This is a genomic window from Rhodococcus sp. BH5 (assembly GCF_027583855.1).
Classification (GTDB): Bacteria; Actinomycetota; Actinomycetes; order Mycobacteriales; family Mycobacteriaceae; genus Rhodococcus_F; species Rhodococcus_F qingshengii.
The window spans coordinates 47924-73628 of sequence record NZ_JAJHVW010000001.1; the positions used below are offsets into that span (position 1 = coordinate 47924).

General features: G+C 64.1%; 23 protein-coding genes and 2 tRNA genes. 8 read left to right on the plus strand and 17 right to left on the minus strand.

Annotation, left to right across the window (positions count from 1 at the left end; all coding sequences use genetic code 11):
* Entirely contained in the window at positions 1–2859 is a 2859-nt protein-coding gene (gene gcvP, locus RhoBH5_RS00255; RefSeq protein ID WP_218694999.1) for an aminomethyl-transferring glycine dehydrogenase, read from the plus strand.
* A 22-nt stretch (positions 2860–2881) separates the two neighbouring features.
* Here gcvP and RhoBH5_RS00260 read toward each other — a convergent pair whose 3' ends face one another.
* From RhoBH5_RS00260 to RhoBH5_RS00295, 8 genes are all read right to left on the minus strand, one after another.
* A complete protein-coding gene (locus RhoBH5_RS00260; protein WP_270007840.1) occupies positions 2882–4030 on the minus strand; it encodes a metallophosphoesterase in 1149 nt (382 codons plus the stop codon).
* Positions 4030–5724, minus strand: coding sequence for a VWA domain-containing protein (locus RhoBH5_RS00265; protein ID WP_007732001.1), 1695 nt, complete (start codon positions 5722–5724; stop codon positions 4030–4032). The genes RhoBH5_RS00260 and RhoBH5_RS00265 overlap by 1 nt, the downstream gene beginning before the upstream one ends.
* Positions 5725–5883: 159 nt before the next feature.
* Positions 5884–8067: a malate synthase G gene (locus tag RhoBH5_RS00270; protein ID WP_064074336.1), complete on the minus strand. Its 2184-nt coding sequence runs from the start codon at positions 8065–8067 to the stop codon at positions 5884–5886.
* Between the two features lie 152 nt (positions 8068–8219).
* Complete coding sequence (locus tag RhoBH5_RS00275) at positions 8220–9470, minus strand: saccharopine dehydrogenase family protein (protein WP_042451005.1); 1251 nt, start codon at positions 9468–9470, stop codon at positions 8220–8222.
* A gap of 44 nt (positions 9471–9514) precedes the next feature.
* On the minus strand, positions 9515–9946 hold the full coding sequence (locus tag RhoBH5_RS00280) for a universal stress protein (protein WP_003946198.1): 432 nt from the start codon (positions 9944–9946) through the stop codon (positions 9515–9517).
* Positions 9947–10104: 158 nt separating this feature from the next.
* On the minus strand, positions 10105–11646 hold the full coding sequence (locus RhoBH5_RS00285) for an SDR family NAD(P)-dependent oxidoreductase (protein ID WP_231917352.1): 1542 nt from the start codon (positions 11644–11646) through the stop codon (positions 10105–10107).
* 108 nt (positions 11647–11754) lie between these two features.
* Positions 11755–11840 (minus strand) — tRNA-Leu (locus RhoBH5_RS00290).
* Positions 11841–12002: 162 nt separating this feature from the next.
* Positions 12003–12088, minus strand: a tRNA-Leu gene (locus RhoBH5_RS00295).
* 118 nt (positions 12089–12206) lie between these two features.
* Between RhoBH5_RS00295 and RhoBH5_RS00300 the strand changes: the two genes are divergently transcribed.
* Both RhoBH5_RS00300 and RhoBH5_RS00305 read left to right on the plus strand, forming a co-directional pair.
* Positions 12207–13559: a M20/M25/M40 family metallo-hydrolase gene (locus tag RhoBH5_RS00300; RefSeq protein ID WP_003946170.1), complete on the plus strand. Its 1353-nt coding sequence runs from the start codon at positions 12207–12209 to the stop codon at positions 13557–13559.
* A 65-nt stretch (positions 13560–13624) separates the two neighbouring features.
* Positions 13625–14161 carry a YbhB/YbcL family Raf kinase inhibitor-like protein gene (locus tag RhoBH5_RS00305; protein WP_007733394.1) on the plus strand — a complete coding sequence of 179 codons (537 nt, stop codon included), beginning with the start codon at positions 13625–13627 and terminating at the stop codon, positions 14159–14161.
* Positions 14162–14219: 58 nt separating this feature from the next.
* Here RhoBH5_RS00305 and RhoBH5_RS00310 read toward each other — a convergent pair whose 3' ends face one another.
* From RhoBH5_RS00310 to RhoBH5_RS00320, 3 genes are all read right to left on the minus strand, one after another.
* Complete coding sequence (locus tag RhoBH5_RS00310; protein WP_003946149.1) at positions 14220–15290, minus strand: quinone-dependent dihydroorotate dehydrogenase; 1071 nt, start codon at positions 15288–15290, stop codon at positions 14220–14222.
* Between the two features lie 63 nt (positions 15291–15353).
* The gene (locus RhoBH5_RS00315) at positions 15354–15602 is read right to left on the minus strand and encodes a DUF5703 family protein (RefSeq protein ID WP_007733391.1); all 249 of its coding nucleotides are present in this window, start codon (positions 15600–15602) and stop codon (positions 15354–15356) included.
* The gene (locus RhoBH5_RS00320; protein ID WP_270007841.1) at positions 15602–16627 is read right to left on the minus strand and encodes a hypothetical protein; all 1026 of its coding nucleotides are present in this window, start codon (positions 16625–16627) and stop codon (positions 15602–15604) included. Before RhoBH5_RS00320 ends, RhoBH5_RS00315 begins: the two co-directional genes overlap by 1 nt.
* 183 nt (positions 16628–16810) lie before the next feature.
* Between RhoBH5_RS00320 and RhoBH5_RS00325 the strand changes: the two genes are divergently transcribed.
* Complete coding sequence (locus RhoBH5_RS00325) at positions 16811–17233, plus strand: hypothetical protein (RefSeq protein ID WP_042924727.1); 423 nt, start codon at positions 16811–16813, stop codon at positions 17231–17233.
* Here the strand turns inward: RhoBH5_RS00325 and RhoBH5_RS00330 are convergent.
* The 5 genes from RhoBH5_RS00330 to RhoBH5_RS00350 form a co-directional block, all read right to left on the minus strand.
* Positions 17214–18077 (minus strand): heme ABC transporter ATP-binding protein, encoded by an 864-nt coding sequence (locus RhoBH5_RS00330; RefSeq protein ID WP_007733386.1) that lies wholly within the window; start codon positions 18075–18077, stop codon positions 17214–17216. The two genes, RhoBH5_RS00325 and RhoBH5_RS00330, sit on opposite strands and share 20 nt — an antisense overlap.
* Entirely contained in the window at positions 18074–19168 is a 1095-nt protein-coding gene (locus RhoBH5_RS00335) for a FecCD family ABC transporter permease (protein ID WP_270008052.1), read from the minus strand. Before RhoBH5_RS00335 ends, RhoBH5_RS00330 begins: the two co-directional genes overlap by 4 nt.
* A 63-nt stretch (positions 19169–19231) precedes the next feature.
* Entirely contained in the window at positions 19232–20239 is a 1008-nt protein-coding gene (locus RhoBH5_RS00340; RefSeq protein WP_042924733.1) for a heme/hemin ABC transporter substrate-binding protein, read from the minus strand.
* Entirely contained in the window at positions 20236–20922 is a 687-nt protein-coding gene (locus tag RhoBH5_RS00345) for a biliverdin-producing heme oxygenase (RefSeq protein WP_003946162.1), read from the minus strand. The genes RhoBH5_RS00340 and RhoBH5_RS00345 overlap by 4 nt, the downstream gene beginning before the upstream one ends.
* A gap of 92 nt (positions 20923–21014) precedes the next feature.
* A complete protein-coding gene (locus RhoBH5_RS00350) occupies positions 21015–21950 on the minus strand; it encodes an aldo/keto reductase (protein ID WP_003946175.1) in 936 nt (311 codons plus the stop codon).
* 228 nt (positions 21951–22178) lie between these two features.
* Between RhoBH5_RS00350 and RhoBH5_RS00355 the strand changes: the two genes are divergently transcribed.
* From RhoBH5_RS00355 to RhoBH5_RS00370, 4 genes are read left to right on the plus strand one after another with little or no spacing between them, the layout of a single operon-like run.
* Entirely contained in the window at positions 22179–23024 is an 846-nt protein-coding gene (locus RhoBH5_RS00355) for an undecaprenyl-diphosphate phosphatase (RefSeq protein ID WP_030537531.1), read from the plus strand.
* A 58-nt stretch (positions 23025–23082) separates the two neighbouring features.
* The gene (locus tag RhoBH5_RS00360; protein WP_003946173.1) at positions 23083–23778 is read left to right on the plus strand and encodes a histidine phosphatase family protein; all 696 of its coding nucleotides are present in this window, start codon (positions 23083–23085) and stop codon (positions 23776–23778) included.
* Positions 23779–23833: 55 nt separating this feature from the next.
* Positions 23834–24433 carry a DUF3090 domain-containing protein gene (locus RhoBH5_RS00365; RefSeq protein WP_003946200.1) on the plus strand — a complete coding sequence of 200 codons (600 nt, stop codon included), beginning with the start codon at positions 23834–23836 and terminating at the stop codon, positions 24431–24433.
* Positions 24434–24437: 4 nt separating this feature from the next.
* The gene (locus RhoBH5_RS00370; RefSeq protein ID WP_003946172.1) at positions 24438–25244 is read left to right on the plus strand and encodes an SCO1664 family protein; all 807 of its coding nucleotides are present in this window, start codon (positions 24438–24440) and stop codon (positions 25242–25244) included.
* On the opposite strand, the gene RhoBH5_RS00375 is transcribed toward RhoBH5_RS00370, so the two are convergent.
* The gene (locus RhoBH5_RS00375) at positions 25241–25699 is read right to left on the minus strand and encodes a MarR family winged helix-turn-helix transcriptional regulator (RefSeq protein WP_042450996.1); all 459 of its coding nucleotides are present in this window, start codon (positions 25697–25699) and stop codon (positions 25241–25243) included. The genes RhoBH5_RS00370 and RhoBH5_RS00375 overlap by 4 nt on opposite strands.
* Positions 25700–25705: the final 6 nt, after the last annotated feature.

Genomic DNA, 25705 nt, shown 5'->3' on the forward strand with positions numbered 1-25705 from the left:
GTGATCGACGCTGCAAGCCGTATATTTGCCGACCGCCATGTCGGTCCGAACGCCGCGGAACTCGCGCGCATCCTCGAACTCGTCGGGGTCGATTCACTCGACGAACTGGCAACCAAGGCCGTTCCCTCCGTCATCCTCGACGCTGCCCCGAACGGCATCGCTGCCGGACTCGACGCTCTGCCGCTTCCGGTCGGAGAGCACGAGGCACTTGCCGAACTGACTGCACTCGCAGCCCAGAACACCGTCGCGACGTCGATGATCGGCCTCGGCTACTTCGACACGTTGACGCCGCCGGTGTTGTTGCGCAACATCATCGAGAACCCGGCCTGGTACACCGCGTACACCCCGTATCAGCCGGAGATCAGCCAGGGCCGTCTCGAAGCCCTCCTCAACTTCCAGACCATGGTCGCCGATCTCTCCGGCATGGAACTGGCAAACTCGTCGATGCTCGACGAGGCCACCGCCGCTGCCGAAGCCATGACGCTCCTGCGCCGCGCGAACCGCAGCAAGTCCCCACGATTTGTCGTCGACGCCGATCTCTACCCGCAGACCCTCGCCGTCATCGAGACTCGCGCCGAGCCGCTCGGCATCGAGATCGTCTCCGCGGACCTCACCGCTGGTCTTCCGGAAGGTGACTTCTTCGGCGTCATCGCCCAGATCCCAGGTGCCTCGGGACGAGTCGTCGATTACACCTCGATCATCGCGGAAGCTCACGAGCGCGGCGCACTGGTTGCCGTCGGCGCCGACCTCCTCGCGATGACGCTCATCACCTCACCCGGTGAGCTCGGCGCGGATGCGTGCTTCGGAACCACCCAGCGTTTCGGTGTTCCCATGGGATACGGCGGACCGCACGCCGGTTACCTGGCCGTGCACTCCAAGCATGCGCGTCAGCTGCCCGGCCGCTTGGTCGGCGTCTCCATCGACGCAGACGGAGACAAGGCGTACCGCCTGGCGCTGCAGACACGTGAGCAGCACATTCGCCGCGAGAAGGCGACGTCCAACATCTGTACCGCTCAGGTGCTCCTCGCCATCCTCGCTGCGATGTACGCGAGCTACCACGGCGCCGAGGGACTCAAGGCGATTGCGTTGCGCGTCGCTGCCCGCGCACACGCGTTGGCAAACGGCCTGCGCGAAGGCGGCGTGACCGTCGTCCACGATTCGTTCTTCGACACCGTGCTCGCTCAGGTTCCGGGCAAGGCGGCCGACGTCGTCGCTGCGGCCAAGGAATCCGGGATCAACCTGCGTCTGGTCGATGCCGATCATGTCGGTATCTCCTGCGACGAGGCCACGACCGCCGACCACGTCCTTGCCGTGCTCGACGCGTTCGGGATCGAGGATGCTGTTGTCGCCATCGAAGCCGAGGGCAATTCGGTTCCGGCTGCTCAGGAGCGCACCTCCGACTACCTGCAGCACGAAGCCTTCACCCGTTACCGTACGGAAACGGCAATGCTTCGCTACCTGCGCGCGCTGTCCGACAAGGACATCGCCCTCGATCGCAGCATGATCCCGCTGGGTTCGTGCACCATGAAGCTCAATGCGACCGCCGAGATGGAATCCATCACCTGGCCCGCGTTCAACGCGATCCATCCGTTCGCGCCGACATCGGATGCGCCCGGTCTGCTGAAGATCATCAAGGATCTCGAAGACTGGCTGGTCGCGGTCACCGGCTACGACAACGTCAGCCTGCAACCCAACGCCGGCAGCCAGGGGGAATACGCGGGCCTGCTCGCGATCCGCAACTACCACCTCAGCCGGGGCGACGACCACCGCGACACCTGCCTCATTCCGTCGAGTGCTCACGGCACCAACGCGGCTTCTGCCGTCATGGCCGGGATGCGCGTCGAGGTTGTCGCCTGCCGTCCCAACGGTGACGTCGACGTCGACGATCTGCGCGCGAAGATCGCCGATCACGCCGAGCGTCTCGCCGCGATCATGATCACCTACCCTTCAACACACGGTGTCTACGAGCACGAGATCTCCGACATCTGTGCAGCGGTACACGACGCCGGTGGCCAGGTGTACGTCGACGGCGCCAACCTCAATGCGCTTGTCGGCCTTGCCCGTCCGGGCCGATTCGGCGGCGACGTCAGCCACCTGAATCTGCACAAGACCTTCTGCATCCCGCACGGCGGCGGCGGACCCGGCGTCGGCCCGATCGGTGTGCGCTCACACTTGACGCCGTTTTTACCCGGACACCCGATGGCCCCCGAACTCGGTGGTAGAGGAACGATCTCGGCAGCGCCGTACGGCAGTGCGTCCATTCTGCCCATCACCTGGACCTACATCCGGATGATGGGTGCTGCGGGCCTGCGCCGCGCCAGCCTGACCGCCATCGCGTCGGCCAACTACATCGCGCGTCGACTCGACGAGTACTTCCCGGTTCTCTACACCGGCGAGAACGGCATGGTCGCGCACGAGTGCATCCTCGACCTCCGTGGGTTGACCAAGGACACCGGCGTCACCGTCGACGACGTGGCAAAGCGTCTGGCCGACTACGGTTTCCATGCTCCGACCATGAGCTTCCCCGTGGTCGGCACACTGATGGTCGAGCCCACCGAGAGCGAGAACCTCGAAGAGATCGACGAGTTCTGCGAGGCGATGATCGCCATTCGCGGCGAAATCGATCGCGTCGGAGCGGGCGAGTGGACGGTGGAGGACAACCCGCTACGCGGTGCTCCCCACACTGCGGGAAGCATTGCAGCGCAGTGGGATCACCCGTACTCGCGTGAGATCGCCGTCTTCCCGCGTGGCAAGGCTCGCCCGAAGGTGTGGCCGTCCGTGCGTCGTATCGACGGTGCACATGGCGACCGCAACCTGGTCTGCTCCTGCCCGCCGATCGAAGCGTTCGCAGGCAACTAAGGCGTGTGCCCGCCGGAGATCATCACCTCTCGTGTACGAGTTCGAGAACGGTGATCTCCGGCGGGGCGCCGACGCGTACCGGCGGACCCCAAGCCCCGGCGCCACGCGTCGTGTACAGCACTGTGTTTCCGACCCTGTCCAAGCCTTGCACCGAAGGCTGCTGCAGCGGAACGAGATACCGCAGCGGCCACATCTGACCGCCGTGAGTGTGCCCGGACAGTTGCAGATCGATACCCATCTCGGATGCCTCGATCGCTTGACGCGGTTCGTGCGCGAGAAGCAAGGCGAAAGTATTCGGATCGCGACCTGCGAGCGCGGCAGTCAGGTTCGGCTCGTACGGGGCCGGCGACGTGTAGTCGTGGATGCCCACGATGTCGATGGTATCGCCGCCATGCTGGATCGAGGTGCGGCTGTTGCGAAGTGTGGTGATCCCCAATGTCTCCCACACGTCGAGCCATTTGCCGCCGTCGTCGGCGTAGAACTCGTGGTTTCCGCTGACTCCGAAGATTCCGTCGGGCGCCCGAAGATCGGCGAGCGGAGCAAGATCGGGAGCAACTTTCGCGACGGTTCCGTCCACGAGGTCGCCGCCGATCGCGATCAGATCGACATTCTGCGAGTTCACGATATCGACCACCTTGCGGGTGAAGTCGACCCCGCGGGCCGGTCCCACGTGCAGGTCGGTGATCAAGGCGATCCGGTATCCGTTGAAGCCCTCAGGTAGACGAGCGAGCGGCACCCGGACGCGAGAAATCTTGGGGCCCGACGCCTCGTAGACGCCGTAGCCGGCGGTGCCGATCGCCGCGAGAGAGACTGCTGCCGTAGCCAACTGCAACGTACGACGCTTGGCTGGGTCGACTTCGGTCGTGGTATCCGTGTGGCGTGCACGTAGTCGACCGATCCCGGCGAACAGGCCGATCACGAGCAGTCCGGGAATCAGATACAGCCACGAAGCCAGCCAGACCCATCCGACAAATCCGATCGGTCGCGCCCAGGACGTCGAGAAGACTTCGCCGCTGCCGACCCCGATGAGCGTCGAGACCGCCAAGACGACAAGCGCAGTGTCGGCGAGACGAGCCCATCGCCTCGGGATGCCGGTGGCGCGAACGAGTCGGCGATGCAGGAACCAGGTCAGAAGGGCGAGAAGGACTGCAAAAACCGCGACGCGCCCCATCAGGACAGCATCTTGGTCACTGCGGCCGCGAGAGCGGGGTCGGACGTCGAATCGACCCGAACCAATGTGCCGCCCGTCCGATCCGAGACGTCTTGGAGTGTGGAGACGTCGTCGCCCGCACCGACGACGATCACGTCGACCTGTACCGGACGCGACGGATTGCCCGCAGCGGCGATCGCGCTGAGCAGTTCGGCTCGCGTCGTGGTGGATTCGTCAGGCGTACTCGAGGTGATCAGCAGCACCGAGTTGACTCGCCCCGCGTCGAAACCGTCCACGGCGGCTTTGTAGGAGCTGGCAAGCGCCGGGTATTTGGAGGTCTTTCCGCCGGCCCGAAGCCCGTTGAGGAAATCGGTGATCGTGGCACGCCGATTCGGCTCGGACAGTGAACCGCCCGGAACCAGGATGCGCTCGGACGGTTTTCCGTCGGTGCCCGTGCTGAACTCGCGAAGGCCGATGTCCGAAGCGTCAGGGCTGCGACCCAATTGGGTATTCACCGCCGAGGCAACGTTCGCCAAGCGGGTAGTGCCACCGTCGTCGGTACCCATCGACGCCGACGTGTCCATCAGGATGGTGGCACTACGCGGCGAGACCGGGTTGGCGACTATGTCACCGAGCGCCGCTGCGGTCTCCGCCGAAGCCGGTTTCAACGTGGACGAGATCTTGGCCGGGGACACCGCCCCGAGATCGGGAAGGTCTTGGCCCTCGACCCGGAAACCGGCGCCGACGAACAACTGTGACTGATTCGGCTCACGCATGAAATCGGCAAACTGTGCCGCTGCGCGCGACGCGGTTTCGTCGATCCCGCTGCCCGAGACGATGACCGCCGGATAGTCCGCGACTGGCGTTGCGCCGGCGGGGGAGTACGTCGTCATCGCCGCGTTCGCGCTCTGCGCTATCGACTGTTCCGTGGCCGGAACGGCTTTCACCGAATCCGGTGTTCCGGCGCTCAGTGCTCCGAGGGCTTCGGCGGTGGACGAGGGGGGAGTCGGCAAGGATTGGAACTGCAACGCCCGTGCACTGAGCGCAGCGTTGACCTGAGCGGACTTCGCCTGATCCGTCGTGACCGGGCCGGCACCCGCATCGGCGACGTCGGCAGCGATCGCCTGTGCAGCCATCGAGGTTTCGGTACTTCCGACCGGCAGGGCGACCGTCAGATCGGAAGGCAAAGACTTCCAACTCGATGCTGCGCCGGCCAATGCTGCCGCGGTCTCGGGACCGGCTGCCAGAACGATCGGGGAACTCGCGAGCGAGCGAGGATCACCGTTGATCACGGCCTTGCCCGACAGTGGCGCGAGTTCGAACGAACTCGTCGGGATCCACAGGGAGGGACGCGGTCCCAATGCTGCGTCGTCCCAGGGGGCCGCCGGACCGGCTTCGAGTGCCGTCGAGACCGACGCGGACGGCGCACCGTGCACCACGACGGCGATGCAGTGATCACGCACCACCGGCGAGGTCTGGGTGTACCGCTTCGCCAGTTCCTCGACCTGTGGGGCTATGGACGGATCCGCGGTGACGTCGAGTGTCTTGTTGCCCTCGACGCACGTACCGGCTGCCTGCTGTCCCTGATCGTCGATCCGGTTGCTGAGGGCCTTCCATCCGAAGAAGCCTGCCACGATCAAGACGATCAGCACGACGACGAGAATCGGCCCCTTACTGATACCTCTGGCGCCTGACCCGCCGCGATGTTCGCCCACGTACCTTGCCCTACCTTGGTCACTCGAAGAATGTCTGTTGAACGGACTGTGTCCTCGGCCAGTCTAGTGACGAAACTTCGGGGCCTACGCGAACAGCCTCGACACCGGGAGCGGTGCCGAGGCTGTTCGGGTTCAGCTTCGAGTTCGAAGAAGGTGAAATCAGGCGTTGGCGGCCTTGTACTCGCGGCGGCGGCGATGCAGGATCGGCTCCGTGTATCCGCTGGGCTGCTTCGCGCCTTCGAGGATGAGTTCCTTGGCAGCCTGGAACGCGATGTTGGAATCGAAATCAGGTGCCATGTTGCGGTACTCGGCGTCGCCCTCGTTCTGACGGTCGACAACCGGGGCCATGCGCTCGAGTGCACTGACAACGTCGCTCTCGCTGACGATGCCGTGACGCAGCCAGTTGGCGAGCAGCTGGCTCGAGATGCGCAGCGTGGCGCGATCCTCCATGAGCGCGACATCGTGGATGTCGGGAACCTTGGAGCAGCCGACGCCCGCGTCGATCCAACGGACCACGTAGCCGAGGATGGACTGGCAGTTGTTGTCGAGCTCTTCCTTCTTCTCCGCGTCCGTCCAGTCGGTGCTGGGAGCGAGCGGGATGGTCAGGATGTCGTCGACGCTCGCGCGAGGCTTGCCCTTCAGGCTGTCCTGAACTGCGAATACGTCGACGCGGTGGTAGTGCGTCGCGTGCAGCGTTGCGCCGGTCGGCGAAGGTACCCATGCGGTGTTGGCGCCGGCCTTGGGGTGACCGATCTTCTGCTCGAGCATGTCTGCCATCAGCTCGGTCATGGCCCACATGCCCTTGCCGATCTGCGCCTTGCCCTGCAGGCCGCAGGCCAGTCCGGTGTCGACGTTCCAGTCCTCGTACGCACCGATCCACTTCTGCTTCTTCATCTCGGCCTTGCGCACCATCGCGCCGGCTTCCATGGAGGTGTGGATCTCGTCGCCGGTGCGGTCGAGGAAGCCGGTGTTGATGAACACGACGCGGTCGACGGCTTCCTTGATGCAGGCGGCGAGGTTGACCGTCGTACGACGCTCCTCGTCCATGATGCCGACCTTGAGCGTGTTCTCCGGAAGCCCGAGGACCTGCTCGACACGGCCGAACAGTTCGGTGGTGAAGGCAACTTCCTCGGGACCGTGCTGCTTGGGCTTGACGATGTAGATCGAGCCGGTGCGGCTGTTGTCGAGCGGTCCGTTGGCGTCACTGATCGAGAGGCCGTGCACTGCACAGGCACTGGTGATCAAGGCGTCGAGGATGCCCTCGGGGACCTCGTTGCCGTCGGCGTCGAGGATCGCGGGGTTGGTCATGAGGTGACCGACGTTGCGGACGAACAGGAGCGAACGACCGTGCAGGCTGAGTTCGCTGCCGTCGACTGCGGTGTACTTACGGTCGCCGTTGAGCGTGCGGGTGAAGGACTTGGCGCCCTTCTTGATCTCCTCGGACAGGTCACCGCGGTTGAGACCCAACCAGTTTCGGTAGCCGACAACCTTGTCGTCGGCGTCGACAGCGGCGACCGAGTCCTCGAAGTCCATGATCGTGGTGACGGCGGATTCGAGAACGACGTCCTTGACGCCGGCGGCGTCGGTGCTGCCGATCGGGGACGAGGCGTCGATCTGGATCTCGGCGTGCAATCCGTTGTTGAGCAGCAGGATGCTCGTCGGTGCGTCCTTCTCGCCGAGGTAGCCGACGAACTTCTCCGGCTGGGCGAGCGTGGTGACAGTACCGTCTGCCAACGTGATCTTCAGTTCACTGCCGTCGACAACGTACTTGGTTGAATCTGCATGCGATCCCGACGCGAGAGGTGCTGCCGCATCGAGGAATTCACGCGCCCAGGCGATGACTTTGTCGCCGCGGACCTTGTTGTAGCCGGAACCCTTCTCGGCGCCGTTCTCCTCGGAGATGGCGTTGGTGCCGTACAGCGCGTCGTACAACGAACCCCAGCGGGCGTTGGACGCGTTGAGTGCGAAGCGCGCGTTGAGGATCGGCACGACCAACTGCGGGCCGGCCGTCGAGGTGATCTCGGTGTCGACGTTCGCGGTGGTGACCGAGAACTCGGCAGGCGTCGGCAGGAGGTAGCCGATTTCCTGCAGGAACGCCTTGTACGCGGCGGCGTCGATGGGAGCGCCGGCGTGATCGCGATGCCACTGATCGATCTGAGCCTGCAGATCGTCACGCTTGGCAAGCAAGTCGCGGTTCTTCGGTGCGAGCTCGGTGATGACCTTGTCGGCGCCGGCCCAGAACGTTTCGGCGTCTACACCGGTGCCGGGAAGAGCCTCCTCGACCACGAAGTCGTAGAGAACCTTGGCAACCTGAAGACTGCCGACCTGAACGCGCTCAGTCATGAATAGCCTCACTTTTCCGAAAGCGGAGCATCACATATGGATGCCATGAACCAACATCAATGTTACCTGGGAGTATTCCCACCGCTGTCCGCGCCCTGAGCTGCGATAATCGGGCGCGAAGAGCTGAAACGATCAAGTGAAATTCGTTCTGTCTAGAGTTTGCGCGCGGAAATCTCGAAACCAGCCGCGCGTAGACGCTCGACCAGGACGTCGCCGAGCGCTGTCGCTGGAGTCAAAACGCCGGTGGCCGGGGGAAGAGCCTTTTGGTCCTTCGCCAACGACAACGCAGATTCGCCGAGCATTACCGCCGTCGCGCTGTATCCCGGGTCGCCCTTCGCCTTCACTCGTGATGTGTATCGGGCGCCGGTCGTGGTCGTGGTGAACACGTCGAGCGTGAAGTGGCCCTTCTTCTGGGTGCTCTCGCTCGGACCTTCACCGGGAGCCGGCAAGACCTTGTCGAGAAGGAAACGTGTCGGAGGTAGAGCGAGTCCGGCGACCAGCGCGCCGAGGCCGACCGCCACGCCGCCCGCAATCACCGGTGACACCACCGATGAGCCGACGCTCATCACCTCGCTGTACTTGAACTTCTTGCCGTACGCCCACTCTCGGAGCGCATTGCTGCGACGGACGACTCGTGTGTTGTACGACGCCATCACGAACGGCGCTTTCCACCCCTTCAACGACGGATCGATCTTCTTGCCGTCGATTACGCTCACGTCGCTCTGGCGTCCGAGTTCGGGCTCCCGATCACGATCGGGGCTCAGCGAGTACGGCGAGGCAGCAAGTTTCCGCAGGCGCGCATCGTCTTTCGACACGTCGATTTGGTTGCGAAGCGAATCGATGGTGCCACCGCTCACGCCGCCGCGCAGGGCCGTGACCACCAGGGTGGTGTCGGTGAGCTCGCCGGCGCCGTCGGCGGCGACCTTCTCGTGCAGGACGTGAACTCCGAGATCGGAAGGGATGGAATCGAATCCGCAGGAATGGACGATCTTGGCACCGGTCGAGACCGCCAGCTCATGGTTGTCGTCGATGCTCTCGCGGTGGAACAGCACCTCACCGGTCAGGTCGACGTAATGAGTTCCGGCGGAGGCGCATTCGTGAACAAGGGCGTGGCCGTACTTGGCATACGGGCCGACCGTGGTGGCGACGACCCGGGTTCGCTGGGCGAGTGCCTTCAGTGCGGTTGCGTCGTCGGCGTCGGCGATGATCAAGGGGAGATCGGCAGCGGCAGTACCCAGATCGGCGCGAGTGGCTGCCAACTTTTCGAGGGAGCGGCCACCGAGGCCGATCTTCGTGCCTTCGGGAGCATGTTTGACGAGGTAGTCGGCGAGTAGCTTACCGACGAAGCCGCTCGCTCCGTAGACGATGATGTCGAGTTCTCGGGCGGGCGAGGTTCCAGTCATGGAGCCAGCCTACAAACGAGCACCCGAAAGTGATGTGACCGAGGTCACTCGGCGGGGAGGGGTTCCTTGACGACGAGGATCGGAGCCTCCACTTCGAGTAGGAGACGCTGCAGCGGGCGTTCGAGGAGGAACTTGCCGATGGGGGACATCCGGCGTGTTCCGACGATCAGGAGATCGACACCCGCGTCGTGGACCAGGTCGACGAGCGCGGTAACCGGATCGCCGTCGTGCTCGGTGGTGCGCAGATCCCACTTCGTCTCCGAGAATCCACCGGCGTCGAGCGCTGACTGGATCTCGCCGCGAAGAGCGGCCCGATCGTCCTCGGTGTCTCCGAGGTTGACCGTGCCTCCGATGTTGACGTCGTCCAGGACGTGCAGAACCAGCAGTTCCTCGCTTCGACCCACGGATTCCCGTGCGGCGGCCACGATTGCGGCGCGGCCTTCCGGGCTGTCCTTGTGTACGACGGCGATCGTCATGGTTCCTCCGAGTCGGTGAGCAGGTACGCACTCCATTATCGCCTGCAATGCTGTGCTCTACCTGAAATGAGCTACTCGACACGGGGGTTTGGGGGTGACGAGATCGCCACATCGGGGCGGCTAGGTGCTGCCTGTCACCACCGCGGCGGTGCCGCCCATCACCACGGCGAGGGTTTGTAGTCCTTGAGGAAGCAGCCGTGCAGGTCGACGCCCAGTTCACCCTGAACGATGGGGTCGTAGACGCGGGCGGCTCCGTCGACGAGGTCGAGTGGTGCGTGAAAACCTTCGTCGGCCAACCGCATCTTGGTGAAGTGTGGGCGTTCGTCGGTGATCCAGCCGGTGTCGACGGCGGTCATGAGGATGCCGTCGTCGAGCATTTCCTTGGAGCTGGTGCGGGTCAGCATGTTCAGTGCTGCCTTGGCCATGTTGGTGTGCGGGTGGCCAGGGCCCTTGTACGCGCGGCTGAACTGGCCTTCCATGGCGGAAACGTTCACGACGTACTTGCGTCGTGCAGCGGCCGCGGCCATCGACGGGCGCAAGCGCGAAACGAGAATGAAGGGCGCGACCGAGTTGCAGAGCTGGACTTCGAGAAGCTCGATTGGATCGACCTCTTCGACGGTCTGAACCCAGCTGTTGGTGTGCGCGAGGTCGGGCAGCAGCCCGCCCGCGTCGATGGCGATGCCCTGCTCGATGCGATCGGGTGACGCCGACTTGGCGACGAGGGCGAGTGAACTGACCGCGTCGGCGGACAGATTTCCGGAGGTGATGCTTGCGACGTCCGACAGCGATCCGGCCAGAGCCGCGGGGTGGGCGTCGCTCGTCTTGCCGAAAGTCAGGACATCAGGGAGTTCACCGGCGGGAAGCGCACTGGACTCGGCGTCGACCAGAGCGCCGTAGGCACCGGGGGAGCGTCGGACGGTTTGCGCGGCGTTGTTGATGAGGATGTCGAGTGGACCCTGTGCGGCAACGGAATCCGCGAGTGCAACAACCTGGGCGGGGTCGCGGAGGTCGATGCCGACGATGCGCAGACGGTGAATCCAGTCGTTGCTGTCTTCCATCGCTTTGAATCGGCGGATCGCGTCGTTGGGGAATCGCGTCGTGATGGTCAGATGTGCGCCGTCACGCAGCAGGCGCAACGCGATGTACATGCCGATCTTCGCGCGGCCGCCGGTCAGAAGTGCGCGTCGGCCGGTGAGATCAGTGCTGGCATCACGTTTGCTGCGGCTGGTGGCAGCGCAATCGGGGCACAGTTGGTGGTAGAAGGCGTCGACTGCGGTGTAGCGCTGCTTGCAGATGTAGCACGGCCGCGCCTTGATGAGCGTGCCGGCGGAAGCGCCCGCGGTGTTCGACTTGATCGGAATGCCTGCGGTCTCGTCGTCGATGCGATCGGGTGAACCGGTGGCAGTCGCAGCGACCACTTGGCGGTCGGCTTCGTTGACGGCTGCGCGCGAGGCGAGGCGACGCTTCTTCTTGAGTCGCTTGAACAGATGGCCGACAGCGCGCTGCATGGTGATCGAATCGGGATGCTCGTCGTCGAGTTCGGCGGCTTCGGAAAGGACCTTCAGGCAGATTTCGAGTTCTGCGGGGTCGAGTCCGGTGAGTTCGGCTCGAGCAGATTCTGAATCGGCTGTTTCCAGCGAATCTGCCTGCAGTGCATCCGACTTCTTGGTGTCTGTATCCACTTCGAACTTCTGTTCCATCTCGATCGCCGCTCGCGCGGACTGTTCCCTGGTGCGGGAACTTCGCCAATTACGAGAAAAGCTCCGGTTCGATGAACCGGAGCTTTTCCTGTCTGTCTCAACACAGAGTGTCCGAGGGGGGACTTGAACCCCCACGTCCGTTAATAGGACACTAGCACCTCAAGCTAGCGCGTCTGCCATTCCGCCACTCGGACTCGGCCCCGATTTCTCGGTGCTGGGAAAGAGTATCCGATGCCATCCCCAGGTCCCAAATCGCCCCACTGCTGTGCGCCTTTATTAACCGCCGGGGGTTAATAAAGGCGCACAGCAAAAAGACCCCAACCTGATCAGGCTGGGGTCTTTCTGCTGTATTCGAGTGTCCGAGGGGGGACTTGAACCCCCACGTCCGTTAATAGGACACTAGCACCTCAAGCTAGCGCGTCTGCCATTCCGCCACTCGGACTCGGCCCCGATTTCTCGGTGCTGGGAAAGAGTATCCGATTAGGTGAGCTGCCCCAAATCGCCAGGTTGCGGGGCATTCCGGTCGCCCGCGTCGTTTGATTCGATGGTAGGAAAGTGGAATGACCACAACCCCGAATAATCCGAATCCGAGCAGAGCCGAAGCAGAAGTAGTCGAACTGGTCAGTTCCCTCATCCGCTTCGACACCTCGAACACGGGAGAACTCGAAACCACCAAAGGCGAGCGTGCGTGCGCGGAGTGGGTTGCCGCGCAGCTTCAAGAAGTCGGTTACGAGACGGAATACGTCGAGTCCGGAGCACCCGGCCGAGGAAATGTCTTTGCTCGTTTGAAGGGAGCCGAGTCTGGTCGTGGTGCGTTGATGCTTCACGGTCACCTCGACGTAGTTCCGGCCGAGCCCGCCGACTGGAGCGTCCATCCCTTTGCCGGCACCGTCCAGGACGGTTACGTCTGGGGGCGCGGCGCCGTGGACATGAAGGACATGGTCGGGATGATCCTGGCCCTCGCCAGACAGTTCAAGGCGGAAGGCGTCGTACCGCCGCGTGATCTGGTGTTCGCCTTCGTGGCGGACGAGGAAGCTGGCGGAAAGTACGGATGCCAGTGGCTGGTCGAGCACCGCCCGGATCTGTTCGAGGGAGTGACCGAGGCCGTGGGTGAGGTCGGCGGTTTCTCGCTGACGGTTCCGCGGCCTGACGGAACCGACCGCCGGCTCTACCTCGTGGAGACTGCGGAAAAGGGCCTAGGTTGGATGCGTCTGACTGCCAAGGGACGCGCCGGGCACGGCTCCTTCCTCCACGACGACAACGCGGTCGCGACACTCGCCGGCGCGGTCTCGAGGCTTGCTGCCCACCAGTTCCCGATCGTGATCTCTGATTCGGTCGCGGAGTTCCTGACCGCCGTCGGCGAGGAGACCGGATTGGACTTCGATCCGGGATCACCCGACATCGACGGGACTCTCGCGAAGTTGGGGACGATCGCCAACATCATCGGGGCGACGTTCCGTGACACGGCGAACCCGACGATGCTCAAGGCCGGATACAAGGCGAACGTCATTCCGCAGACTGCCGAGGCGGTCTTCGACTGCCGCGTGCTGCCGGGACGGCAGGCCGAATTCGAGCGCACGGTGGACCAACTGATCGGTCCCGACGTGACCCGCGAGTGGATCACCAAGCTGGATTCGTACGAAACAACGTTCGACGGCCACCTCGTAGACGCCATGAACGAGGCGATCCTCGCCCACGATCCGGAGGCTCGCACAGTTCCGTACATGCTCTCCGGCGGAACCGACGCGAAGGCATTCGCGAAACTGGGCATTCGCTGCTTCGGCTTCGCGCCGTTGCAGTTGCCGCCCGAGCTGGATTTCAGCGCGCTGTTCCACGGCGTCGACGAGCGAGTTCCGGTGGACGCACTACTGTTCGGGACACGTGTTCTGGAACATTTCCTGCTCAATTCCTGACGAGCACGTAGATAGATCCGTGAGCTCGACGCACATCGAGCTCTCTTGTCACAGAAAGGATTCGCATGGCGCACGATCCGTACGAACCATTGCCGAAGTTGCCGAGTTTCGAGCTGACCAGTGACGACATCACTGCGGGCCAGCCGCTGAAGCTTGCTCAGGCCAGTGGAGCCTTCGGTGTCCCCGGTGGCGAAGACATCTCACCGCAGCTCTCGTGGTCCGGCTTTCCGGCCGAGACGAAGAGCTTCGTGGTGACGGTGTTCGATCCGGACGCACCGACTGCGTCGGGGTTCTGGCACTGGGCCGTGGCGAACATCCCCGCTTCCGTCACCGAGCTCCCGGCCGGTGCCGGCGCGGCGGACAGCGATGTCCTGCCCGCCGGAACCGTCACACTCCGCCACGACGGTGGTGGGTTCGGTTTCATCGGTGCAGGCCCGCCTCCCGGGCACGGTCCGCATCGCTACATCGTCGCGGTGCATGCCCTCGACGTGGAGACGCTCGACGGAGTCACCCCTGATTCGTCGCCGGCGTTCCTCGGTTTCAACGTGTTCCATCACGCGATTGCGCGTGCAACCCTGACCGGGACGTTCGAGGTCGAATAGTCACTTTGCTGTGCGCCTTTATTAACCGCGGGCGGTTAATAAAGGCGCACAGCACTCTCTAGCGAGGGTTCTCAGCTCCCACAGCCTGGGCGATCGACGAGAAACCCGCTGCGCGGACCCGCTTGGCTATCCCCTTGTGGATGCTGCGAGCCCAGAACGGTCCGCCGTAGATGAAGCCGGTGTATCCCTGCACCAGTGTCGCGCCGGCGAGGATCCGTTCCCACGCCTGATCGGCCGTCTCGATACCGCCGACCGAGATGATGGTCATCTTGTCGCCCACTCGGGCGTACAGGCGCCGAAGTACTTCGAGTGAGCGCTCGGCGACCGGTGCACCGGACAGCCCGCCTGCGCCGAGTGCAGCTACCTCGGCGTCCGGGGTCTTCAAACCGTCGCGACGGATCGTGGTGTTGGTCGCGACGATTCCGGCAAGTCCGAGTTCGATTGCCAGATCGGCGACCGCGTCGACGTCCTCGTCCGAGAGGTCGGGCGCGATCTTCACCAGTACCGGCACGCTGACGGTGTCGAGCACGGCCTGCAGGATCGGGCGCAGTGATTCGACGGCCTGCAGATCACGGAGTCCAGGTGTGTTCGGCGAGCTGACATTCACGACCATGAAGTCGGCCAGCGGACCCAGAAGCTGCGCGCTGGCGGTGTAGTCGGCAGCGGCGTCGGCGGCTTCGACGATCTTGGTCTTGCCGATGTTGGCACCGATCGGCACCGTGACGCGGCGCTGTCGCAGGAAATTCGCCGCGTGACCAGCGCCGTGGTTGTTGAAGCCCATCCGGTTGATCAGAGCGCGGTCGGCCGGAAGACGGAAGAGACGCGGCGCGGGGTTACCGGGCTGAGCCTGGGCCGTCACTGTTCCGACCTCGGCGAAACCGAATCCCAACGGGCCCCAGGCGTCGACTCCGGTGGCGTCCTTGTCGAATCCTGCGGCCAGGCCGAGAGGTGCCGGGAACGTCAGACCGAATGCCTGACTCCGCAGTACCGGGTCGTCGACGACAAGGACTTTTGCGACCAGCCAGCGAAGGGGAGCGAACCGTGTCACCAGTTTCATCGCGGTGAAGGCAATGTGGTGGATGCGTTCCGGTGGGACCCGGAACATCAGGCTCAGCAGCAGTTGGTACACGATTCTCCAGCTCTTCGATGGTGTGATTTTGTCAGCGGCGGGCTCTGGTCGTCTGTTGGACGATCAGTGCTGAATGCCGTCCGGATCGGTCACGTGCAGCGGCGTCTTCTTTCGCTTGAGGAGCACGCGACGACTGCCGTCGGGGTAGAGACGGACTCGGGAGAGTTCCCATCCGCCGAACTCGGCGGAGATCGCCAGACGCATCGACGCCGTGACCCGCGAAACGTTCGGCGGTAGTCGAAGGGGCACATAGTCGAACTTGTCGTCCGACGTCTCCCACTGCGCGGGGATCCCGCGCGCTCGCTTTTCCATCAGTTCTCCCGTGACGGGATGACCTGCAGCCCGTCACCGGTTGCCGATCCGACGATCAGATTGCCGTTGGAAGAGTCTACGGCCAACGAATTCGGCTGTCGCACCGTCTTGAACCGTCCGGTCTCCACGGGGATGCCGGACGACAGATCGAAGCCGACCACTTCATTGGTCGCGGTCAGTGTCACCCACACCCGATCCGCGGTCTCGTCGTAGGCAACGGCGTACGGCGACTCGCCGACGGGGTAGCGCTGGTGCATCAGGAGCGGATCGGCAGTGAAGACGAGCAGTTCGTTGCCGGTGGTGTCGGTGACCAGAATGCGTCCGAAGCGATCGGTGGCCAGATGAGTTGCGCCCTCACCGGCGCGGAGAGCGACGCCGAGTTTGCCGTCTTCGAGGTTGATCGCCGTCAACGAGGTCTGACGGTGATCGAGGGCGCTCAGGTTGTCGCCGGTGACCGCGAGTTCGTCGACGGATGCGAATCCCGAAACCGTCTGTGACTGATCGGTCTTCGGGTCGACGATGTGAACTGAACCATTGTCCGTGCCGATCGCGATGCGGCCGTCGTTGAGTTCGACCGCTGAATTCGCCTGCCCGTCTACCGGGATGGACGTCTGTTCGCCCGAAGTCAGATTCAGCTTCACGACCTGGCGATCCATCGACAGAAGAGCGCTACCGTCAGAGCCGATCGAAACGTCGCGTACGTCGGAATCCAGGGCTGTTGGACGGCCTGCAGAGGCGGGGTCGGCGCCGGCCAAACCGTCCGAAGGAACGACCAGCACCGAACGGGGGTCGTTGGCAACCACTACAGCGCTACGCGTGATCGGGTCGAATGTGATGGAATCGATCAGACCTGAATACGGGTGAACCACGCCGTCCGGGGTACTGATGGTGGCCGGTGAGACCGCTGCCGTTGCGGGATCGATCGTGATGAGGTCGTCTCCGCCATCTCCGTAAGAACATCCTGTGACCAGCAGAACCGCCGCCCCCATTGCTGCTGCAGTGGTGCGGATCCCTAGGCGAGCCATGTGTAGTTCCTCTTTTTCTTGTCATCTGTTCTTCACGCAGTGCGACTGTCATCGATCATCCCTGATCGCAGTCGGGCGCCGTTCATCGCGTCGAGGAACTACCGACCATTCCGCTCACACCCTTGACGCGATACCGTACGAACAGCGATTGCGGTTGACGCTGCAATCACCGAGGAGATCATTGTGATTCCCACAGAACCCACCGATTCCGGCGCGCAGTCGCCCGAACCGGCGCGGCCGGGCTTCGAGATCGAGGACCTCACCGTCGGCGCCCATGCACACGGTTTCGGCAGGTCCGACGGTCGAACTTTCGCGTTCCGCGTACGAAAGAGCATGCTGTTCGTCGAGGTATACGGCGAATACTGCGAGCACAGTGTGCCGACCCCTGCAGACGTTGTCGCCACCGCGGAGCGATCGGTGACCGACATCGATCTGACCGACGAGCGAAGCATCGCCGGTGTGGTCCGCGACGCAGTTCTGTCCACGGAGGCTGATTGGTCACAGCCCGGTCCCGGTGACGGAGTTCGTGAGAGCGACGGTCGCAGCCTGCCGACGGTGAGAGCCGTCCTGAACAGGCTGGGATCGATCATCGATTCTGTTCGGTGAATTCTCGGCGCGGGATGACCAGCGTTGCTCCGGTTGTCGGATGCGGGAAGACCTCGACCGGATAACCGTAGACGCGGGTCAGAAGCTCTTCGTGCAACACCGATTCCGGGGGACCGTCAGCGGCGATGCGGCCGTTTTCGAGCACGACGATCCGATCCGCGTACGCCGCTGCCAACGCGAGGTCGTGCAAAACGACGACGACGGCATCGCCGTCCGCAGCGCGAGCGCGCGCCACGGACATCACCGCTTCCTGGTGTCCGAGATCGAGAGCTGCAGTCGGCTCGTCCAGCAGGATGGTCGACGTTTCCTGTGCCAGTACCCGGGCCAGCGCGACCCGCGCTTGCTCGCCGCCGGACAGCACGGCGAACGGCCGATTGGCGAACCCCTCGACATCGCAGGTCTTCATCGCCGCGGTGATAGCAGCGCCGTCGCGGTCTTCTCGGCGAGTTCCGGTCCATGGCGCACGTCCCATACGAACCACCTGGCGAGCGCTGAACGAAAATCCGATGGTGTGTTTCTGGGGGAGCACCGCGCGTCGGCGCGCCATGTCGATCGGCGACCACTGAGTGAGGTCGGTGCCGTCAACGTCCACCCGCCCAGCGATGACGGGCTGATCACCGGCCAACGCCGCAAGAAGAGTCGACTTACCGGCGCCGTTCGGTCCGACGAGAACGACTAGCTCGCCTGCCCGGACTTCGATGGACACGCCTTCCAGAATCTGCCGACCACCGCGTTCGACTGTGATGTCGCGCGCCTCGAGGGTGACATCACCGACGGCTGGGCTCTTCGGTTCGGGGGTGACGCGGCCGAACAGTTCGCGCCAGTTTCTTACGAGGCTGCTCATGCCCACCCGCCCTGTTGCGCGCGCGTGCGTCGGAGAAGCCAGAAGAAGAAGGGGCCGCCCACCAGAGCGGTCAGCATTCCGAGGGGCAGGTCTGCGTTGTCGATCAGCGACCGCGAGCCCAGATCTGCGACAAGCAGAACCAGTGCGCCGGCGAGGGCGCTCGCCGGAATCAGCGCGCGGTGGCCAGGTCCGACGAGAATGCGCATCAGGTGCGGAACGACCAGGCCGACGAAGAGGATGATTCCCGTGAAGGCAACACTCGCCGAGACCAAGAGAGCGACGATCAGTACCGCGAACTGGCGAAGCCGTTCGACGTTGACGCCCAGATGACGGGCCGCGTGTTCACCGAGCGCCAGCAGGTCGAGACGTGGGGCGATCATCGTGGTCGCGGCGATCCCGACGACGGTCATCGGCGCCACGATCAGGACTGCGTTCCAGGAAGCGCCGTTGAGTGAGCCGAGTTGCCAGAACACGATCTGATCGCGAGCGGACGGGCTGGCGACGAAGGTGAAGAACGCGATGAGCCCGCCGGCGAACGCGTTGATCGCGACGCCCGTCAGCACCAACGTCACTACTTCCGTTCGGCCTTCGTGCCGAGCCAGCAGGTAGACCGCCGCGGTGGTGACCAGCCCGGCGACGAACGCAGCCGCAGCAACGGCCCAGCCGGCCACGAACGTTCCCCCGACGACGATGACAGCACTCGCGCCAACTGCCGCGCCCGCAGACACTCCGATCACTCCGGGTTCTGCGAGCGGATTGGAGAACACACCCTGCAGGAGCGCACCGGAACATCCCAGCGCCGCGCCGACACAGATGGCGAGCACGACGCGGGGGAATCGAACCTCCCACAAAGTCACTTCACCGCTGGGATGGGCGGGCATCGGACCGAGGTCGAGCCCGATGCGATGCAGGATGCTGCCCAAAACCTCGAGTGGCGACGTCGGAACTTGACCGATGCACGCCGACAGCACCGCGACGATCACCAGGGCGAGAGTCAAGCTGACCAGAACCGCACTCACCCGCGACCGCGACGCGGGGGCAGACGCCGACTTGTCGGCGCCCCCGACGTCGTGTGAATCCTCGGCCGACACAGTCTTACCTGCTTCGGAACTACCTGTCTCTGTACTCACGAATCAGCACTCACGAATCTTTGCTCACGATCCACCGGGCTCGTAGATCGCTTCGGCGAGTGCCGCCATGACGCGTCCGGTGTTGGGCCCGAAGCTGAGCAGTACACCGTCCGCCATGTCGACTACTCGTTTGTTCTTTCCAGCCGGCGTCTGCGCGATGCCAGGGACCTTTTCGAGGCCGTCGATTCCGCCGATCGATGCCAATCCGTCCGTCATCATCAGCAGGGCGTCAGGCGCTGCGGCGATGAGCGCTTCGCTGGTGATGGGCACGAACTGTTGTGTGATGCCCGAGGCGGTTCCTGCATCGGTGGCGCCGAGTGCCTCGATCAAGGAATCTGCTCCGGACCCTTCACCGCCGATCATGGTGATGGCCGATCCGCGCATGTAGAGGAATGCGATTTTCAGTGGATCGCCCTCGGTGGGGACCAGGTCACGAGCTCCAGCGATTTCCGATTCGGTCCGATCGACCAGCGCCGCGCCCTGGGCGGGGACGCCGAGCGCGTCGGCGACGGCCTGGAGTTGTCCTGGCACACCCTCGAGTGTTCGGGTCGGATCGAAGAAGACGACGGGAACACCGGCGGCGCGCAACTGATCCTGGACGCTCTTGGGCCCGATACTGGTGTCGGTGAGAACAACGGTGGGATTGAGGTCGAGAATTGCCTCGGTGTTGAGCGATTGGCCGCCGACCGTGACAACCGGCACGTCCGCGACTGCGGGGAACTTGGCGGCGGTGTCGCGGCCGACGAGATTGTCACCGAGGCCGAGCGCCACCGTCGTCGTCGCGAGCGTCCCGTAGCGGTCGGCCGCAACAATCCGGCTGTTGTCGGTGATGGTCACGTCGACGCCGTCGAAGCTCTTCACCGTCACGGGCAGTGTCGCGGTCGGGTTGTCGGACACGGGAACCGGGCTGGAATCTTCGAGTACCGCGGTCCTGGCACCCTGAGATGTCGTCGGAGTGTCGCTGGACCCGCAAGCCACCAGACCGAAACCGGCTGCTGCGACCAGAGCCGCCGCGGCCAAGCGCTTCATCATTTGACGAGGTAGCTCTCGATGTCGCCTTCGAGGTCGGCGAACAAGTCGCCGTTGAGGCGGTACGCCAGATTCACCTCGTCGATGAAACGCTGCTGTTCCTCGGCAGGAATCTGCAGTGCATCCAGATTCGAGCGGTAGTCGTCCTTGAAAGGCTTCGGCTTGGGGATGCCTTCGAAGATGTAGAAGCGAAGTCCGTCGGTCTCGAATCCGTAGGCGCGTTCGAGCATCCGGCGGATGATCTGTCCGCCCGAGAGATCGCCCATGTACCGAAGGTAGTGATGTGCGACGAAGCCGGCAGGCCAGTCGAACGCCACCTCCTTCAGGCGGGCGATGTAGCGCTCGGTTGCCGGCAGTGCCACGAGTTCGTCGCGCCAGTTCGGTCCGCCGAGGAACTCGAGATCGGCCTCGAGTGAAGCCACGCGCAACAGATCCTCGGACAGGAACGGGGCGACCAACTCGTTGTCGGCGTGTGTGCGGCCGGCCTCTTCGAGGCTCGTGTAGACGAGGTACGTCTGTCCCAGAAGTGCGGCGTAGCCAGCCGTGGTCAGCTCACCGCCGAGTAGTGCGCCTACGAATCGCGACTGCTCCGTCTCGCGGTGTGCTGCGTCCGTCTCGGTCTTGATTCGTTCGGAGAAGGCTGGGCCTGCGTCTGCGGAAAGGCTGTCTACGTCGAGCGTGGTCATTGATTCTCCTGAGGCTGTAGTCAAGCGTTGCCTACTAGGTTAGCCTGCCCTCGCCAACGCGATACCTCCGGTATTTCGATCAGCGAGACAGATCAAGCGCTCACATCGTCGAGAGCCGCGGCAATCGCTTTCGGAAGTTCCAATTCTTCGGTTGCCAGTACTCCTGTCAACTGGGCGAGATCACGCGTGCCGACGACGGCGCTGGCCACCCCGGCGCGATCGCGCGCCCAGGCCAGTGCCACCGCCAGTGGGGAAGTACCCAGACCGTCGGCAGCGGTAACGACTGCGTCGACCACCCGGATCGAGGAATCGGTCAGATAGCTCTGCACATCCTGCGAATGTGCTTCGTCGGCGCCGCGGGAATCGACGGGAATGCCGTCGCGGTACTTGCCGGTCAGCACACCGCCCGCGAGGGGTACTGCGGCGAACACTCCGACGCCGTGATGGGCCGCCGCTGCGAACAATTCTTCCTCGACGCCGCGTGCGAGCAACGAGTACTCGGCCTGCGTCGCGGCGAGTGTTGTTGCGCCACCGGCTCCTACGGCCGTCGCGAGCTGCCAGCCGAGGTAGCCGCGCACTCCGACGTACCGCACCTTGCCGCTCGAGACGGCGTAGTCGAGGGTTGCTGCAACCTCGTCGACGGGCGTGAGCGGATCCCAGGTTGCGACCTGCCACATGTCGAGGAAGTCGGTTCCGAGTTCACGAAGAGTCGCGTCGAGCTGGCGGAGCAATCCGCGCCGCGAGCAGTCGACGCGGTCGGTGCCGATCGGTGTGGGGTCGATGCCGGCGCTCGAGCTGATGATGAGTTCGTCACGTGGAACGACGTCGTCGAGCAACTCGGCGAGGATTCGTTGCGCCGCACCGGCGCCGTAGGCGGGCGAGGTGTCGACCAGGGTTCCGCCGGCCTCGGCGAACGCGAGTAGCTGCGCAGCAGCCTCGTCGCCGTCCGTGTCGCGTCCCCATGTCAGTGTGCCGAGCCCAAGTCGCGAGACCCGAAGTCCGCTCGTTCCGACAGATCTGTGCTTCATAACCGCCTGCATCTCGCGCCCGACTCGTGTGCGCAAGTGCGGCACCCGAGAGATCTCACCACGTGCAGACTAGTAGGCGCTCGCCTCGAGTCGGGGTATTCGGACACGGACGTGCCGGGCGCGGCGCGGCGCCGTGGGCCCCGGTAGCGTGGCGCCGGTGAAACGTGAACCCGACACACGAAACCTGTGTGCAGTAACCCCATTCGAATCAGCCGGGATCGGTGAGTGATGGGCGAAGCGATGACCTGGCTCCAGGCCGTGATCCTGGGCCTCGTGCAGGGCTTGACCGAGTTCCTGCCCATCTCGTCTTCCGGACATTTGCGAATCGTGTCGGAGATATTCTTCGGCAGTGACGCCGGCGCGTCGTTCACCGCGGTGACGCAGCTCGGCACCGAGTTGGCGGTCCTGATCTACTTCGCACGCGACATCGTGAGGATCATCACTGCCTGGTTCCGAGGTGTGTTCAATGCCGAGCACCGGGGCGATCTCGATTACCGGATGGGCTGGTACGTCATCATCGGCACCATCCCGGTCGGCATCCTCGGGTTCTTCTTCAAAGACCAGATCCGTACCGGCGCACGCAATCTGTGGCTGATTGCCACGATGCTGATCGTGTTCGCGCTCGTCATCGCTGCTGCCGAGTACTACGGACGCAAGACGCGCCCGATCGAATCGCTCACAGCGCGCGACGGCATCATCATGGGTTCGGCTCAGGCGCTCGCGCTCATCCCGGGTGTCTCACGTTCGGGTGGCACGATCAGTGCCGGCCTTTTCCTCGGACTCACCCGTGAGGCCGCAGCCCGTTACTCGTTCCTGTTGGCGATTCCGGCAGTTCTCGCCTCCGGTTTGTTCAGCCTCCCGGATGCCTTCGAGCCGGCCGGTGAGGGTCTGAACGCGAGCGGTCCGCAGTTGCTGGTGGCAACCGTCATCGCCTTCGCGGTCGGTTACGCAGCGATCGCCTGGCTGCTTCGATTTGTTGTCGATCACTCAATGTACTGGTTCGTCGGATACAGAATCGCTCTCGGCGTAGTCGTCCTTGCGTTGCTGGCCACAGGGGTCGTGTCCGCGACATAGGGCCCGTTTCGACGTCGACCACCCGTCCGTGCGGCCACCGCCCCATTAGGGTTGTGGAATGACAGTTGTCCTACTGCGGCACGGGCGGTCGACGTCCAACACTGCCCATACCCTGGCCGGTCGAACGCCGGGTGTGGAACTCGACGACCACGGCCGGAAACAGGCCGAAGGCGTCGTCGATCGGCTGGTCGGTCTGGACATCGCGGAGATCGTCCGCTCGCCGCTGTTGCGGTGTGAGCAGACGGTCGGCCCCATTGCCGTCGACCGTGGTCTGACGCCGGTGGTCGAGGATCGCCTCATCGAGGTCGATTACGGCGACTGGACGGGTCGCCCGCTCAAGGAACTCTTGGAAGAACCGCTCTGGAAAGTGGTGCAGCGCCACGCTTCCGGTGCAGTGTTTCCCGGCGGTGAAGGGCTGGCCCAGGTACAGGCGCGAGCCGTTGCCGCGATCCGAGAGCACGACGCACGGCTGGCCGAAGAACACGGCAAGGACGTCGTCTGGATCGCGTGCACGCACGGTGACGTCATCAAATCGGTTCTCGCCGACGCGTTTGCGATGCATCTCGATTCGTTCCAGCGCATCGTCGCCGAGCCCGCCTCGGTCAGTGTGATTCGCTACACGGCGACACTGCCGTTCGTTCTTCGCGTCAACGACACCGGAGACGTGCTCGCCGCGATCGGTGCAGCGAAGGCCGCGACCAACGGTTCGGCTCCCGCGCAGGAGTCCGTCCCCGGCGGAGAGGTCGGTGCGTGAGCTGTGACGGATAATGGGTATTCAGTGATGTTCTGCTCGAACTCGAGGAGGTGCAATGTCGCGCGCGATTCACGTATTTCGCACTCCTGACCGATTTGTCGCAGGAACGGTGGGCGAACCCGGTGACAGGTCTTTCTATCTCCAGGCCGTGCACGAATCACGGGTGGTGAGTGTGCTGCTCGAGAAGCAGCAGGTTCAGGTTCTCGCCGATCGCATGGGCTTACTCCTCGAAGAGGTGCATCGACGCTTCGGAACCGAGGTTCCGCCACAAGCCGACGACGTCTCCGACCTCAGCCCGCTGGTCACACCACTCGACGCGGAGTTCCGGGTCGGCACGATGGGGCTCGGTTGGGACGCCGATGCCGGGGCGGTCGTCGTGGAGCTGCTTGCCGTCAGCGAGACGGAGTTCGACGAATCGGTTGTCCTCGACGACGCCGACGACGGTCCGGACGCAGTCCGTGTGTTCCTGACTCCGGAGCAAGCGCGCGAGTTTTCGCTGCGGTCCGAACGCGTCATCGCGGCGGGACGCGCGCCGTGCCCGCTGTGTGGTGAACCGTTGGCGCCCGAGGGGCACGTCTGCATCCGCACCAATGGGTACCGACGCGGCGAGTCCTTCGGTTTCGCGATCGACGACGCAGACGACGACGAGGTCTGACGTCGTGTCCGAACCTGGTGTGCCGGACGTGCTGCTCGAGGGTGATCTGACTCTGATCGGTCAGATCACCACAGCGAGCAACGCCACGCTGGTATGTGAGTCGACTCTGGGGGAGCAGTCCACCCGTGTGGTCTACAAGCCGGTGCGGGGTGAACGCCCACTGTGGGATTTCCCGGACGGCACTCTGGCGGGGCGTGAGGTCGCGTCGTACCGCGTGTCCGAGGCGCTGGGTTGGGGAGTGATTCCGCGAACAGTGTTGCGGGACGGCCCCTTCGGTCCAGGCATGGTGCAGCGATGGATCGACACCGTCGATCGCCGCGCGGATGGATCTGGCGGACTCGAGATGGTGGACCTGTGCAGTCCCGGCAACGTTCCGCCGGGGTGGTTCGAGGTCCTGCAGGCCTTCGACTCGGAGGGTGAACCAGTCTCCCTGATCCATGCGGACGATCCACGGCTGCAGCGAATGGCCGTTCTGGACGTCCTCATCAACAACGCCGACCGCAAAGGTGGTCACGCCCTCGAAGGCGTCGACGGCTCGGTGTACGGCGTTGATCACGGAATCTGTCTTCACTCGGAGAACAAGCTGCGGACCGTGTTGTGGGGGTGGGCCGGGCAGCCCGTACCCGGTGCTTTGATCGCCGACGTCGCCGAATTCGCGACAACTCTCGACGGGGATCTCGGCGACGAGTTGTCCGAACTGATCACCGAAGAGGAAATCGTGGCCTTGGCGGTGCGGGCGATGCAGTTCGCCGAGTCCGCTGTGATGCCTGAGCCGAACGGCCATCGAACGATTCCCTGGCCGGCCTTCTAGTCGCGAGACGTTTCCTGCTGTTCGCGAGTTGCCGTCAATCCGGGTGAGCGAACCAATCGCAGTAGTTGTTCGCGCAGCGCGGCGACATCCCCGACGCCGACGGTCAACGCCGCATCTTCCTTCTCGAGCGTCAGTAGTCGCTCGTACGTCAGTCTTCCGGCGTCGGTTATCGCGATCACGCGCCGACGCTCGTCCCTCGGATCGGTGTCACGAGTGACGTAACCCGCTCGTTCGAGACGGTCGATCGTGCGGCTCATCGTCTGATCGGTGACTCGGGCGTTCTTCGCGATGTCGCGTTGAGACGCCGCCCCACCGGCGATCGAGTGGAGCACGATCAGGCCCGCGTGCGTCATGTCCTGAGACCGCAAGACCTTCTCCCACGAGTGCTCCACCAGGCGTGCAGCGGTGGACAACAGCCGGCCGGTGGGCCAGTCGTCCAGGCCGTCGCTGCTCATTTTTCT